Origin of the sequence: Erwinia sp. S38, assembly GCF_016624545.1 — a bacterium.
GTDB classification, from domain to species: Bacteria; Pseudomonadota; Gammaproteobacteria; order Enterobacterales; family Enterobacteriaceae; genus Erwinia; species Erwinia coffeiphila.
On record NZ_JACVTS010000004.1, the window covers coordinates 113,161 to 127,910 of the forward strand.

Here is a 14,750-nt window from a genome sequence, read left to right on the forward strand (position 1 = left end):
GATGCTGAACCTGCTGCTCAACCGCGTCGGCCAGTCGCTGCTGGTGATGTTTGGCGTCTCGCTGCTGATTTTCTTCAGCCTGCATATTACCGGCGATCCCGCTGCGCTGATGATGCCGCCCGGCTCCAGCCAGCAGGAAATTGATACGTTTCGCCACAGCATGGGCTTCGATCGCCCGCTGCTGTGGCAGTACGGCCACTACCTTAACGGCGTGCTTCACGGTGATTTTGGCGAGTCGCTGCGCTACAGCCAGCCGGTGCTGGCGCTGATTGGCGAACGGCTTCCGGCCACCGCTTTGCTGGCGGTCAGCGCGCTGGCCTGGAGCTCCGTGCTCGGGCTGCTGCTGGGTATCGTCAGCGCCCTGCGTCCGCACAGCTGGCTGGATTTGCTGTGCCGTCTGGTGGCATTCAGCGGCCAGGCCATCCCGGTATTCTGGCTCGGCCTGTTGATGATCCTGCTGTTCAGCCTGCAATTACAGTGGCTGCCCTCCAGCGGCTACGGCACCTTTGCCGCGCTGGTGATGCCGGCGATCAGTCTCGGCGCGTTTTACATGAGTGCGGTTGCGCGTCTGTCGCGCGCCAGCCTGCTGGACGTGCTGCAAACGGACTATATTCGCACCGCCCGTGCCAAAGGGCTGAGCGCCTGGCGCATTGTGGTACGTCACGGCCTGCGCAATGCGCTGATCCCGGTGATTACCGTACAGGGGATGTATTTTGCCTCGCTGCTCGGCGGCGCGCTGGTGACGGAAATCATCTTCGCCTGGCCGGGTATTGGTCGCCTGGCGATTCAGGCGATACAAAACCGCGACTTCCCGCTGGTGCAGGCCATCGTGCTGCTGGCCGCACTGGTGTTTGTGGTGATTAATCTGCTGATCGATCTGCTGTATCTGGCGCTGAACCCGAGGATACGCCTGTGAGCCGCCTCGATGCCACATTAGAACTGCTGAGTGAACTGACCCGCTGGCGCAGCGTAGCGGGTGAGAAGGACGCCCAGCGCGGACTGGCTGCCTGGCTTGAGCAGTGGATGGTCGAGCGGCTGGATGCTGCCGTGGTGCTGCCGGTGGCCGTTCAGTCTCACGACACGCCGCCGCTGGTGCACGTACGCATTGATAACGGCTTTGAGCGCACCGTGGTGCTCTACAACATGTATGACGTGATGCCCGCTGACGAGAGCGGCTGGGAGGTCTCCCCGTTTGTTGGCGGTCTTTGCGACTGGCCTGAACTGGGGCGGGTATTTGTCGGGCGCGGTGCCGAAAACAATAAAGGTCCGGTGGCCGCCATGCTGATTCTGCTCTGCGAGCTTCAGCAGCAGCAGCGGCTGGACTTCAATATTGAAATTCTGCTGGAAGGCGAAGAGGAAGTGGGCAGCGGCACCCTGCGCCGCTATCTGGCACAGCAGCCCTGCCCAATTGCACCTGCCGAGGCGGTACTGTTTCCGTCGCTGTGCGAATACGGTGGTGGTGCACCGCGCGTTTACCTCGGATTTACCGGGCTGGCCACCGGCCGTTTAAGCGTCAGCGGCGGCGAATGGGGCGGGCCGTCTTCCGCCATTCACGCCAGCAACGCCGGATGGATTGCCAGCCCCGCGTGGCAGCTGGTCAACGCACTGAACGCCATTGCCCCGGCCGCCGACAGCGGCGTGCTGGGCCGCCTGATGCCGGACGAAGAAGCCAACCGGCTACTGGCCGAGCTGGCCAAATCGTTCAGCCTGGAAGATGAATTGCGTTTTCGCCGCAGCCAGCGGCTGATGATTGAAGGCGATACGCTCAGCTGCCTGCAAACGCTGCTCGGCAGCGCCGTGCTGACGCTGGCCGAACTGCACAGCAATCCGCCCGGCGGCCGTGGGGTGATCCCGTATCGTGCCAGCGCGGAGCTGGCGTTCCGCATCCCGCCGGGATTTGACCAGGACGCGATGATCGAACGCGCCCGCCAGCGTCTGACGCAGCCGGATCTGGCCGGGAGTGAACTTGAGCTGTTCGACAGCTATCCCGGCATTCGCTTCGGCCGCAGTGCAAACGGCGTCGATGCGCTGATCGCCAGCTATCAGGCGCTGGACGCCACGCCGCAAATCTGGCCGTGGGCACCGGGCTGCGCGCCCGCCTACGCCTTCGCGGCGGTTGCCCCGGCCTTTCTGATCGGCGGGCTGGGCCACGGCGGTAACGCCCACGCCGTTAATGAATTTGCCACGCTGGAAGGACTTGAACGCTTCCAGCAGTCGCTGAGCCTCTGGCTCACAGGATTCAATGATCCGGCCTCTGGCCGGGTCGCGCGCCACACCAGGGAAACACCAAAGACTATTAAAACAGGTAAAAAACCATGAAATCAGTTGAAGAGTTCGAACGCGTTCCGCTCGGCTTCTTCCCCACCCCGCTTGAGCCGCTACCCCGGCTCAGCGAAGCGCTGGGGATTACGCTGAGCATCAAACGCGATGACTACAGCGGCTTCGGTGGCGGGGGCAATAAGGTCCGCAAGCTGGAGTACCTGATGGCCGAAGCCCGCCGTTCCGGGGTCAATGTGGTGATCACCACCGGCGGGCATCAGTCTAACCATGCCCGTATGGTGGCCGCTGCCGCTCGAAAGTTCGGTATGCGTCCGGTGCTGGTGCTGCGCGGCAACCCGCCATCCAGCTGGCAGGGTAACCTGCTGCTGGACAAGCTGTTCGGGGCCGAAGTGCAGTTTCTTGACCCGGACGGCTACTTCACCCAGATCGAAGGGGCGATGCAGGCACATGCCGATAAGGCGGTTGCCAACGGCGAAACCCCGCTGATTATACCGCTCGGCGGCGCGACGCCGCTGGGTGCGCTGGGCTACGTGCGTGCGGTGGAAGAGATCGCTGCACAGCTTGAGCCAGGCGGCACCGCTGCCCCGGACTTTATCGTCGCGCCGACCGGTTCCGGCGGTACGCTGGCCGGGCTGCATGTCGGCACGCGACGCTACTGGCCCGACAGCCGTGTCGTGGGTATCAGCGTCAGCGCGAAAGCCGACTGGTTCCAGCCGCGCATTGCCGGGATGGCACAGGACTGCGCCGATCTTCTGCAGTGGCCGCAGCAGTGGCAGCCGGAAGATATCTGGATTGAGGATGGCTATGTCGGCCAGGCCTACGGCGTGCCGTCGGATGGCGGCATTGAGGCGATCTACACACTCGCGCAGTCGGAAGGCGTGCTGTTAGATCCGGTCTATACCGGCAAGGCGATGCACGGTCTGTTCTCGCTGGTTGAGCAGGGCAAGATCCCGCAGGGATCGCGCGTCACCTTTATTCACTGTGGTGGTTCTCCTGCGCTTTATCCGTTTGCCAACCGCCTGCTGGAGCAGTAATGGACGGCCTGCTGCGCGTCCTTAATGACGCTGACGTCGCCCGGCTGGGCGGCGCAGACGTGGCGCTGGCGCTGGAGGATGTCCGCGAGGTGGTGAAGCTGATGCGGCTCGGCGAGGCGCAGATGCCCGCCGAGAACGCCGTCGACCTCGCCACGCCGCTGGGCAAAGCCTATGCGCTGCCCGCCCGCGTCGGAGGCCGTTTCAATGCGGCCGGAGTGAAATGGACGGCGCACCGGCCCCTGCGCCCGGATGCCCTGCCCGCCGCGCTGGCCGTAACGCTGATTAACGATGCGCAGAACGGCTTGCCGCGCGGCCTGTTAGCCAGCGGCGCGTTAACCGCCGCGCGTACCGCCGCCGTTACCGCCGTAGCGCTACAGCACGCCGCACCGCAGCCGGTGAAGCGGGTGCTGCTGCTCGGCAGCGGTATCCATGCGCAGGCCCATCTGCAGATGCTCAGGCAGCTGTTCCCGGGCCTGGCGCAGATTGGCGTCTGGAACCGCACCCCCGGAAAAATTCTGCCCGCCGCCGATCTGACGCTGGAAACCGATCTTCAGCAGGCGCTGGCACAGCCGTATGACGCGGTGATTACCTGCACCAGTGCGGACCAGCCGATGTTAACCGAGACCGCCGTTCGCCCGGGGCGAATTGTGATTCAGGTGGGCTACCACGAGGTCAGCTTTGACGCCATTCGCGCCAGCGATCGGGTGGTGGTGGATGCGTGGGGCGATTTTGCCGAACGCAGTGCCAAGAGCCTGTTCCAGATGTACCGCGCCGGGCTGTTTCAGCCGCAGGAGGTGGCCGCCGATCTGGCCGCGCTGCTGCTGGACGGCTGGCGCGCCGCAGCGGATGACAGCGTCTACTTCTCTTCATTTGGCCTCAACGTGTTTGATATCGCCCTTGCCGCCCGCGTGTTACAGGCCGCGGAACGTGACGGGGTCGGGCAACGGCAGTCGCTGTTTACGGGAGCACTTCAATGATTATCTCAGCTCAAGCGCTGCACCTGCACCAGTCGCGCGGCGAGCACTTTCTGCTGATAGACGTGCGCGATGCCGCCGAATGGCAGCAGGCCACGCTGCCCGGCGCGCTACACTGTAACGTTTATGACTATTTTATTGCCGACAGCACCGAAGCGGGCCTGGCGGTGATGGCCGCTGAGGCCGCCAGCGCGCTCGAGCCGCTGCTGGCGAGCTATCCCGGCGCCACGCCGGTCTTTTTTGAGAATCAGGTCGGCATGCGTTCACCGCGCGGTGCCTGGTTTGCCTGGCTTCTCGGCCATGAGGATGCGCTGATCCTTGACGGCGGCATTGAGGCCTGGCGCGAAGCCGGGTTTGCCAGCGCTGCCGGGCGGGGATTAAGCCGGACGATCGCGCATCAGCCCGCCGCAGAAGCCACGCGCTGGCAGCGGGATCTGGTCTGTACACGTCAGCAGGTGCAGGAGGCCGACGGCGTCGCGGTGATTAACGTTGATGCCCGTCGACCCAGCGAGTTCGACGGCAGCTTTGCCCACGACTGCTGCCCGCGCGCCGGGCGCATTCCGCATTCTGCACTGCTGTTCTGGGAGGATGTGGTGTCCGGTGGTCATTTCCTGGAGCCGGAGGCGATCCGCCAGCGTGCCCTGAATGCCGGACTGCGTGAAGAGGCAAAACTGCAGGTTTACTGCCATCGCGGTGCCCGTGCGGCAACGGTGCTGGCCGCACTGAAACGGGCGGGCTTTAGCGATGTTTCAGTGTACGTCGGCTCGTGGCACGAGTGGGCCGAACATCCTGAACTGCCGCTACTGCGCGGCAGCTGAGCGCTGTGCCAGCGCCTGATGGACATCGGGCGCTGCGGCCAGCAGTTGCAGGGTATACGGGTCCTGCGGCTGGCTGATAACCCGTTCGGTCGCCCCTTCTTCCACCACTTTACCGTGATACATCACCACAATGCGGTCGCACAGCTGGCGCACCGCGCTGAGATCGTGGCTGATAAACAATACGGATAAACCCAGCTTGTGGCGCAGTTCGTTAAACAGCGCCAGGATCTGGCCGCGCACCGATAAATCCAGCGCGGCGACCGCTTCATCGGCCACCAGCAGCTTCGGTTCCATCGCCAGCGCGCGGGCAATGACGATACGCTGGCGCTGCCCGCCGGAGAACGCGCCCGGCAGTCGACCGGCATGCTGCTCCTGCAATCCCACCAGCGTTAACAGCTCTTTGACCCGGGCCTGCACCGCCGCTTCGCCTTTGCGCAGCTGCCAGACCCGCAGCGGTTCGGCAATCTGCTCGCCGACGGTGATTTTGGGATTCAGGCTGGAGTAAGGGTCCTGGAAGATGATCTGACAGTGGCGGCGCAGCACTTTGCGCTGCCGCCCACGCAGCGCCTCGCCCTGGAAGCGGATCTCGCCATTATCGGCCTCAATCAGCCCAATCGCCGCGCTGCCCAGTGTGGTTTTACCGGAGCCGGATTCACCGATCACCCCGACAATTTCGCCCTGCGCAATGCTGAGATCCAGCGGATGCAGCACTGTCTGCCGCTTAGCGGGCCAGAACGGCAGCGGGCGCGGCAGCGGATAGCTTTTGCAGATGGCGCTCAACTCAAGCAGCGGCTGCGTTTTGACGGAGGCCTGCGACGGCAGCTGCGCCACCGAGGCGTCTACTAGTTTGCGGGTATAGGGGTGAACCGGGCTGCCGAGCGTGGCGACCGTTTCCCCCTGCTCCACCAGTTGCCCCTGCTGCATCACGCACACGCGGTCGGCATAGCGGGCGACCACCGACAGATCGTGGGTGATAAGCAAAATACCCATGCCCATTTCCCGCTGCAGATCCTGCAACAGGCTGAGAATTTGCGCCTGAATGGTCACATCCAGCGCGGTGGTCGGTTCATCGGCGATCAGCAGCTGCGGCTGGCCGCTTATCGCGCTGGCAATCATCACCCGCTGGCGCATACCGCCGGAAAGCTGGTGGATGTACTGCCGCGCGCGCAGCGCGGGGTTGACGATGCCCACGCGATCCAGCAGGGCAATCGCCTCCTGCTGCGCCTGCTTCCAGCTCATCTGGCGGTGACGCACCAGCACTTCGGCAATCTGCTCGCCGATGCGCAGTGTGGGATTCATGCTCGACATGGGTTCCTGAAATACCGTCGCTATGCGGCAGCCGCGCAGCGATTGCACGTTGCCGGCTTCCAGCCGCTGGCCTGCAAAGGTCAGCTCGCCTGCCGCCTTCTGCACGCCCGCAGGCAGCAGGTCCATCACCGCCAGCGACGTCAGCGTTTTACCGGAACCGGATTCCCCCACCAGCGCCAGGATCTCCCGCTGGTCGAGATGAAACGAGACGTTATCGACCAGCAAACGGCCTTCGGCGGTTTCCAGCGACAGATTTTCAACGGACAGCAGGCGGGAATGCGTCATCGGAACGGGCTCTCTTCGGGCTTAAAGAATACATGATATATTCTGTGTTATAGCGCCTCAAGAACAATAGGTTTTCATTCTGGCCCAAATGGAATAAGCCCCGTGGGCCAGACGTTTTACTTTTAACCCGATTGATTCAGTTTTACCAGGCCAATGGTTTTCTCAATCACCATCAAAAGCAGAATGGCAATGACGATAAAAATCACCGAAATGGCGTTTACCGTGGGATCGAAAGTCTGGTCGACATAGTTAAAGACCTGCACCGGGACGGTAATCGTGCCGGGAGCGGTCATAAACAGGCTGACCGACACCTCACCAAACGAGGTAACGGCGGCAAAGACCGCACCGGCTAAAATTCCCGGTTTAATCAGCGGCAGCGTCACCGTGCGAAAGGTATACCAGCGCCCGGCTCCCAGGCTCATCGCCACCGACTCAAGGCGTTTATCCATCGCCGCCAGGCTGACGCTGACGGTGCGCACCACGTAGGGCAACGCCACCACCGCATGGCCGATCGCCAGCCCGCTGAGCGTTCCGGCGATCCCGGCGGCGGTCAGCACGTACAGCAGCGCGATGCCCAGTACCACCTGCGGGATCATCAGCGGCGACAGAATAAATGCCTGTAGCGCCTCGCGGTAGCGGAAATTAAGCCGCGCCAGCGACCAGGCGGCAAAGGTGCCCAGCACCACCGTTAGCGGCGTGACAATCGCCAGCAGCAGCAGGCTGACCCACAGTGACTCAGTCCAGGCCGGGTCCTGCAACAGCGCTTCAAACCAGCGCAGCGACAGCCCCTGCGGCGGAAACTGCGGGTAAGGCTCCGGGCTGAACGCCGACAGCACGATCACCACGACCGGCAGCGCCAGAAACAGGTAAACAATAATACCGGCAAGGGTGACGGCCAGGCGGCTCAGCCGCAGCGACAGACGGTGTAAGGCATCAGCCATGATTTTTTTTCTCCCAGCGTTTCAGGAAAATCCCGGCCACGCCCGCCACCGCCAGCGTCATCACCAGCAGCGTCAGCGACAGCGCCGCTGCCAGCGGCAGATTGGCAATCTGCATCGCCTGCTGATAAATCGCAATGGGTAGCAGCGGCTGCAGGCGTCCGCCAATCAGCAGCGGGGTAATATAGCTGCCTGCGGCCAGCGAGAAGACGATGATAAAACCGGTCAGCATTCCCGGCAGCGTCAGCGGCAGGATCACCCGGCGAAAGGTCATCCCCGGCGTGGCTCCCAGGCTCATCGCCGCCAGGCGCAGCGCGGGGGCAATCTCATTCAGCGAGGTGATCAGCGGCAGCACGGCGAACGGCAGCATGACCTGCACGTAGGCGATCACCACCGCATTCATATTCCACAGCAGGCTCAGCGGCTGCGGGATCAGCCCGGTAAACAGCAAAAAGCCGTTAATCAGGCCGTTCTGCGCCAGCAGCACAATCCACGCAAAGGTGCGGATCACCACGCTGGTCAGCAGCGGTGAAATCAGCACTACGTACAGCAGCGTGCGCCAGTGACGTTGACGGGCGTTGACCAGCAGCCAGGCGGCGGGCCAGGCAAGCAGCACCGTGATGGCCGCCGTCAGCAGCGATACCCACAGCGTAGTCCAGAGCGCGTGCAGGTACTGGGGATCGCGGAAGATCGTCACGTACTGTGCCAGGCTGAATCCCGGCAGCGGATTGAGCAGGCTGTCGACATCGGTCAGGCTCTGGTCGAAAAGCAGCAGCAGCGGCACCAGTAAAAACAGCAGCAGAAACAGCAGGCAGGGCATCAGCATCAGCCAGGGAAACAGGTTACGCGTGCGCATCATCACCCCGCACCTGCTGCGGCAGAACAATCACATCCCCGGCCTGCCAGTGCAGCCAGCAGCGGTCACCCGGCGCGGGCAGCCGGGCGAAGTGTGACTCGGCGGGCTGTACGCGGATTTCTCCTCCGCCCGGTAGATCGCACGCCAGCCGCAGCGTTGCGCCCGCAAAGCTGACCTCTCTGACCACGGCGGCACAGGCATTCACTCCGGCGATACCGGGTTCAGCGCTGTACTGCACGCGCTCGGGGCGAACCACCAGCAGATCCGCATTCACCGCCGTGGCCGCCCGCAGCCGCAGCGGCACGCCGTCGGCGACAAAGTGCTCGCGCGCGGCGTACTCTTCACCCTGTGTCGCGACGGGAAAGAGATTGGCCTGGCCGATAAACTCCGCCACAAAGCGATTGGCGGGCTGGCGATACAGCGCCGCCGGGGTGCCGACCTGCTGCAGCTCGCCGTGGCCGAGGATGCCGATGCGATCCGAGAGCGTCAGCGCTTCTTCCTGATCGTGGGTGACCAGGATAGTGGTGATACCGACGCGCTGCTGGATCGCCCGCAGCTCGTCCTGCATCTCTTTACGCAGCCGCGCATCCAGGTTGGACAGCGGTTCATCCAGCAGTAGCACCTGGGGTTCAATCGCCAGCGCGCGGGCAATCGCGACACGCTGCTGCTGCCCGCCGGAAAGCTGATGCGGCATACGCTGCGCCAGCCCTTCCAGCCGGACCAGCCGCAGCGCATCGGCCACGCGCTTCTCCTGCTCGCTGCGGGAAACCTTACGCACCTTCAGGCCAAACGCCACGTTGTCCCCCACGCTCAGATGCGGGAACAGCGCGTAGTTCTGAAACACCATACCGATATTGCGCTGGTAGGGCGGCAGCGCGGTCACCTCCCTGCCGCCCAGTAAAACCCGCCCCTGATTCGGGGCGAGAAAACCGGCGATGATGTTAAGCAGGGTGGTTTTACCGCAGCCGCTCGGCCCGAGCAGGGAGAAAAACTCCCCCTGCGCGATGGTCAGGCTGACGTCATTCAGCGCGCGGTGGTTGTCGAACTGCCGCGCCACGCCGTCGATGACGACAGAACTCACTGGTTACCGCCCAGCGCCTGGCTCCAGCGACGGGTCCAGTCGGCCAGCTGCGGGGTGGCCGTGCTGTAGTCGATCCAGATCAGCTTGCTGTAGGCCTCTTCACCCACCTTCACCTGGCTCTTGAGGCTGTCGCTGTACTGCACGTCTTTGTTGGTCATGCCGTACAGTGACTTATCCGAGAATGCTTTCTGCACCTCGGGGGCGGACATGGCATTCACCAGTTTGTAGGCGTTGGCGAGATTCGGTGCACCTTTCGGGATCACCCAGTTTGCCGCACCCACCACCGGACCGTCCGACGGATAGACAAAATCAATCTTCATCCCCTGCTGCTTCAGCGCAAAGACCCGGCCGTCCCAGTACGGCACCACCCACGCATCGCCGCGCTCCAGCAGCGTCTGAATCGCGCCCGGGCTGTCCGGGAACGCCACGACATTGCCGCGCAGCTCCTGCAGTTTGCTGAATGCCTTGTCCACCGCCGCAGGCTGATTCAGCTCGCCGCCGAGCGCATGAACCAGACCGGCAAAGAACTGCAGCCCGGCCGCATAGGTCGGTGAGGAGATAGCAACGTGGCCTTTATATTCCGGGTTCCACAGATCCAGCCAGCTTTTCGGCGGGTTTTTCACCAGATCGGTGCGGTAGGCCAGGCCCAGCTGACCGAGGCTGAACGCGGCGGCATAGGTCTGATTATCGTAAATAAAACGCGACTGCACGGTTTTATACAGGTTGTTCAGGTTCGGGATATCTTTGGCATCCAGCGGCTGCAGCAGCCCCGCAGCCTGCGCGCGCTGGACGGTATCGGGCTGGAACACCACCACGTCATACGGCGCGCGGCGCCCCTTGGCGGCACGCAGTTTGGCAAACCATTCCGCGTCCGCGCCCGGCACGATGGTGAGCTTCAGGTGATTATCTTTAGCAAACTGCTCAAGGCCGGAGGCGCGAATGTTTTTTTCCCAGTCTCCGCCGTAAACGCCCACGACTACCGAATTGCTGGCCTCGGCCGCAACGGCGGCGTGGCCGATAAAGATGCCCACCAGCGCGGCGAGCAGACGTTTTTTATTATGAATATTAGGCATGGTTGTCTCCTGGTATTGATGTCTCTGAAACGGCAAGCTGCTCGGCCAGCCTTTCCAGCGCGTCGGCGAATGCACGCCGCGCAGGGGTAGGATCGGCAGAAACAGAACGGGGGAAATTCTCCGGCAGGCTGCCCAGCGCGGCGGCAAAGACCGCCTGCTTATGGCGCTGCCGTTCGGCCGGGCTTAGCGGATACAGCAGCCGGTTCAGCCGGGTCAGTGAGGCACTGTCAAACACGCTCAGCCAGTTGGCCCTCGCGTCAGACGTTGCATTATCGGATTGGCGCGGCTGGCTGCGGGCGGCTGCCGTGGCGGCGTCATCAACGCCCTGTGCGCCGATCGCCACGCCGTAGTGCCGCAGCGCCTGTTCGGCGGTCAGCAACTGGTTATCCACATCCCGCTGCACCGCAAGGGGATCGCGCAGCCAGGGATCGCCCCAGCCGCCGCCGCCCGGGGTTTGCAGCAGCACTTCATCGCCACGGTTGACGCTGAGCAGATCGATTTTGCCGAGTTTTTTCGCCTCGGGGCTGTCAGGATTGAAGGTCAGCGTGGTGGGCGCACCGGACTGGCCGCCCTGCACGCCCCACGGCTGGAACAGCATACGCTCCAGGCCGCGCGCCAGCAGGGTGCTGTCGTCCTGTAAAATCCGTACACGGATCTGCTGGCCCATACCACCGCGCCACTGACCCGCGCCTGCGGAACCGGGCCGCAGTGCGTACTGGCGAATTTCGATTTGGGTTTCCGCCTCTACCATCTCGACCGGGTTGTTCGCCAGGTTGGAGATACTGTTATCGCGGCCATCGATGCCGTCGCGCCCTGCCCGCCCACCGCCGCCGCCGACCAGCGGCTCAATCACCTGCACATTCTGTTCCCGGCCGTGACGCGCCGACTCGGCAATCACCAGCGGGATAATGGTTCCGCCGCTGGCGGCAGGCATCACGTCGGGCAGCGGCTGGCCCAGCAGTCCGTTCAGCAAGTCGTTTACTCTTACCGCCGCCGCATGGCGCACGCCCACCGCGGCCGGATAGTGCGGATTGACCAGCGAGCCCGGTGGCGCATACAGCGTAACCGGAGCCAGCAGGCCCGCATTCAGCGGCACCGTTTTATCCAGCGTGCACACCAGCGCAAGTATCCGCAGCGTCAGCCACGCGTGGGGATCGCCGTGGCTGGGAATATTGATGGCGGCCGCCACCTGCGCATCGCTGCCGGTAAAATCCAGGTGGACCTGGCCGTCAGTAAAGGTGGCGGTTATCGCCAGCCGTACCGGCAGGCCGCTGCCTGCGGCATCATCCAGATAGTCTTCAAACTGATAAACGCCGTCGGGAATGCGTTTCAGCACTTGTCGCGCACGCGCCGCCGAGTAAGCCTGCAAATCCTGCTGTGCCTGGCGCACCGCCGGAACACCGTGCTGTGAGGCAATCCGGCTCAGACGCTCGCGGCCTGCATTCAGCGCCGCCAGCATCGCCTGAATATCGCCGCTAATCGCCTCCGGGGTGCGGCTGTTGGCGGTGAGGATCGCCATCACATCGCGATTCAGCTCCCCGGCGCGCATCAGCTTCACCGGTGGGATCTGCAATCCTTCCTGGTAGATATCGCTATTGGTGGGGGAAATGCTGCTCGGCACGCGCCCGCCAACGTCTGAGGCGTGCAGGAATGCCCAGCCCCACGCCACCAGCTCACCGTCAATAAACCACGGGGCCAGCAGCTGCAGGTCGGGAAGATGGGTGGCCAGCCCCCGTGAGCGCCACGGATCGTTGGTCAGGATCACATCGCCAGGAGCCACTTCTCCGACGGCGGAAATCGCCGTCAGGGCATTCAGCCCGACGAAGCCGGACACCCCAATGCCTTTGGGATAGGCAAAAAAACGCCCCTGCAAATCCGCCACCGCACAGCAGAAGTCGGCGGTTTCTTTCACGTACAGCGTGCGGCCGGTGCGTTGCAGAATATGGCACATCTCTTCCGTCAGCGCGGTGAGTTTCTGGTTAAGAATTTCAAGCGTAATCGCATCAAGCTTCATGCCGTGCCTCCCGGAATACGGACGATCAACAGATTGCCGTGGGCATCGGGACGCGCCGTCCAGCCCGGTAAAATCACCGTGGTCGTGTCATCCTGTTCGATGACCGCCGGGCCGTGAATCGCAGTGTCGGTGCGCAGATTCTCACGCTGCCAGATCGCGGCCTCCGTCCAGCCGTCGGCAAGGAAAATCGGCCGACTCGCCGGGGCAACGTGGGCCGTTTGCGCACCGAGCGGTTTGTCCTCCGGCTGCGGCAGCGCCGCATTCAGATACAGGCGCAGCGTCGTCAGCTCAACGGCGGCTTCCGGGGTAATAAAGCCGTAGCGCTGCTGGTGCAGCTGCTGGAATCTGGCCCTGAGCTGTTCCAGCGTAACGTCCTGCGGAGAACCGAGGCTCACGCTGAGCTCGTAGGCCTGTCCGACATAGCGCATATCCGCTTCCACGCCGTAATCAACCCGACTGCTGAGGCGGCTGGCCTGCTGAGTAAACCAGCCTTCGGCCAGCTGATGCAGTTCTTCAAGCGTGGCGGCGATTTTGCTCCAGCTGCCCGCCGTGAGCGTTATCCGCAGGCTGCGGACAAAATCTCGCCGGATATCTGCGCCGATAGCGCCGTCGGCGCAGAACGTTCCCGGGCGCAGCGGCACCAGAATACGTTGCAGCCCGGCTTCGGCGGCGAAGAAGTTGGCGTGCGTCGGGCCTGCACCGCCAAACGGGATCAGCGTCAGCTCATCGGAGGCAAGACCGCGCTGTGCCAGCGCCTTGTTCAGCTCGGTGGCCATCTGGGCCGTCGCCACTGCAATCGCACCGCGAGCAACCTCGGCGGCTTCCATCCCCAGCGTTTCGCCTGTTTGCTGAAGTGCGCGCGTGGCGGATTCACGATCCAGTTTGATACTGCCCGCCAGGCGGTTTTCCGCAGACAGGATGCCGCTGACCAGATAGCAGTCGGTCAGCGTCGGCTGCGTGCCGCCGCGCCGGTAGGCAACCGGTCCGGGATCGGCTCCGGCGCTTTCCGGCCCGACTTTCAGGATGCCGTATTCATCCACCTGCACGAGCGAGCCACCACCTGCGCCGATGGCCGATACGCCAACCACCGGCAGGATCAGCGGCAGGCCGCCGATTTCGGTGCGGTTTACCCGCTTGATGTCCCCTTCTGCCGACAGCGAAATATCGCTGCTGGTGCCGCCCATATCGAAGGAAACGAAGCCGCGACCTGCGGCAAGCCGCGATGCGGCCGTGACCCCGGAGGCCGGACCGGAGAGCAGCGTATCCACCGGGCGCTGCTGAGCGGCATCCAGCGGCAGCACGCCGCCGTTAGAGGCGGTGATCAATAATGGAACCTCAATCCCCTGCCTGGTCAGTAATGTGTTAAGGCGGGTAAAGTAGCGCTGCATCAGCGGCTGGATATAGGCGTTAAGCCCGGCCACCAGCGTACGTTCATATTCGCGAATTTCCGGCCACAGCTGCGCGGAAGAGAGTACCGGCACATTGCCGAGCCTGGCGGCCAGTGCTGCCGCCAGTTCCGCTTCCCGCGCCGGGTTGGCATAGCCATTGATGGTCACCAGCGCCACCGCGCTGACGTTTAACGCGGCCAGTTCTTCGGCAGCCTGTGCCAGCGCGGCCTCGGTGGGCCACTGCGTCACCTCACCCTCTGGGCTGAAACGCGCCGGGATCTCCACCACGCGACGGCGCGGTAAAAACGGTGCTTCGCGATCGGCGTGAAAATCGAACGAGGACGGCATACGGGCGCGGGCAATCTCCAGCACATCGCGAAAGCCCTCGGTGATCGCCAGGGCAATATCCGCCCCGCGACGCTGGATAATGGCATTCAGCCCCAGCGTGGTGCCGTGCAGTACCAGCGACAGCGCGCTGGCCGGTAAATGGCTTTTTTGCAGGATCGCCTGTAGCCCTTCACTGACGGCCAGGGCAGGATCGGCGGGCGTGCTGGGTTGTTTATGGTAAAAACGCTGCTGGCGCTGCGGGTCAAATAGAACAAAGTCGGTAAAGGTTCCGCCGACGTCCACGCCGACGGTTGCGCCGGCTGCGGGGCTGTTATCCACCTTACTTCTCCTGCATTACAAGTCACTGAGATAAT

At 63.4% G+C, this 14,750-nt stretch carries 12 protein-coding genes; 5 read left to right on the plus strand and 7 right to left on the minus strand.

The genetic code is table 11. The annotated features are described in order from the left end of the window. Position 1 precedes the first annotated feature (1 nt). From IBT46_RS06365 to IBT46_RS06385, 5 genes are read left to right on the plus strand one after another with little or no spacing between them, the layout of a single operon-like run. On the plus strand, positions 2-916 hold the full coding sequence (locus IBT46_RS06365) for an ABC transporter permease (protein WP_105591784.1): 915 nt from the start codon (positions 2-4) through the stop codon (positions 914-916). Continuing rightward, on the plus strand, positions 913-2,319 hold the full coding sequence (locus IBT46_RS06370) for a M20/M25/M40 family metallo-hydrolase (RefSeq protein WP_200544914.1): 1,407 nt from the start codon (positions 913-915) through the stop codon (positions 2,317-2,319). Before IBT46_RS06365 ends, IBT46_RS06370 begins: the two co-directional genes overlap by 4 nt. Continuing rightward, positions 2,316-3,314, plus strand: coding sequence for a 1-aminocyclopropane-1-carboxylate deaminase/D-cysteine desulfhydrase (locus IBT46_RS06375; protein WP_200544915.1), 999 nt, complete (start codon positions 2,316-2,318; stop codon positions 3,312-3,314). The genes IBT46_RS06370 and IBT46_RS06375 overlap by 4 nt, the downstream gene beginning before the upstream one ends. Continuing rightward, the gene (locus IBT46_RS06380) at positions 3,314-4,291 is read left to right on the plus strand and encodes an ornithine cyclodeaminase (protein WP_200544916.1); all 978 of its coding nucleotides are present in this window, start codon (positions 3,314-3,316) and stop codon (positions 4,289-4,291) included. The genes IBT46_RS06375 and IBT46_RS06380 overlap by 1 nt, the downstream gene beginning before the upstream one ends. Continuing rightward, positions 4,288-5,106, plus strand: a complete 819-nt coding sequence (locus IBT46_RS06385; RefSeq protein WP_200544917.1) for a sulfurtransferase — start codon at positions 4,288-4,290, stop codon at positions 5,104-5,106. Before IBT46_RS06380 ends, IBT46_RS06385 begins: the two co-directional genes overlap by 4 nt. Here the strand turns inward: IBT46_RS06385 and IBT46_RS06390 are convergent. The 7 genes from IBT46_RS06390 to IBT46_RS06420 all read right to left on the minus strand — a co-directional run bounded on the left by IBT46_RS06390 (position 5,089) and on the right by IBT46_RS06420 (position 14,715). Further along, positions 5,089-6,699: an ABC transporter ATP-binding protein gene (locus IBT46_RS06390; protein WP_200544918.1), complete on the minus strand. Its 1,611-nt coding sequence runs from the start codon at positions 6,697-6,699 to the stop codon at positions 5,089-5,091. The genes IBT46_RS06385 and IBT46_RS06390 overlap by 18 nt on opposite strands. Before the next feature lie 122 nt (positions 6,700-6,821). After that, entirely contained in the window at positions 6,822-7,640 is an 819-nt protein-coding gene (locus IBT46_RS06395; protein WP_105591778.1) for an ABC transporter permease, read from the minus strand. Next, on the minus strand, positions 7,633-8,496 hold the full coding sequence (locus IBT46_RS06400) for an ABC transporter permease (RefSeq protein ID WP_200544919.1): 864 nt from the start codon (positions 8,494-8,496) through the stop codon (positions 7,633-7,635). The genes IBT46_RS06395 and IBT46_RS06400 overlap by 8 nt, the downstream gene beginning before the upstream one ends. Beyond that, the gene (locus IBT46_RS06405) at positions 8,480-9,574 is read right to left on the minus strand and encodes an ABC transporter ATP-binding protein (RefSeq protein WP_105591777.1); all 1,095 of its coding nucleotides are present in this window, start codon (positions 9,572-9,574) and stop codon (positions 8,480-8,482) included. Before IBT46_RS06405 ends, IBT46_RS06400 begins: the two co-directional genes overlap by 17 nt. Beyond that, the gene (locus IBT46_RS06410) at positions 9,571-10,647 is read right to left on the minus strand and encodes a PotD/PotF family extracellular solute-binding protein (RefSeq protein WP_200544920.1); all 1,077 of its coding nucleotides are present in this window, start codon (positions 10,645-10,647) and stop codon (positions 9,571-9,573) included. The genes IBT46_RS06405 and IBT46_RS06410 overlap by 4 nt, the downstream gene beginning before the upstream one ends. Next, positions 10,640-12,661, minus strand: coding sequence for a hydantoinase B/oxoprolinase family protein (locus IBT46_RS06415; protein WP_200544921.1), 2,022 nt, complete (start codon positions 12,659-12,661; stop codon positions 10,640-10,642). The genes IBT46_RS06410 and IBT46_RS06415 overlap by 8 nt, the downstream gene beginning before the upstream one ends. Beyond that, entirely contained in the window at positions 12,658-14,715 is a 2,058-nt protein-coding gene (locus IBT46_RS06420) for a hydantoinase/oxoprolinase family protein (RefSeq protein ID WP_200544922.1), read from the minus strand. The genes IBT46_RS06415 and IBT46_RS06420 overlap by 4 nt, the downstream gene beginning before the upstream one ends. Between the last annotated feature and the right edge of the window lie 35 nt (positions 14,716-14,750).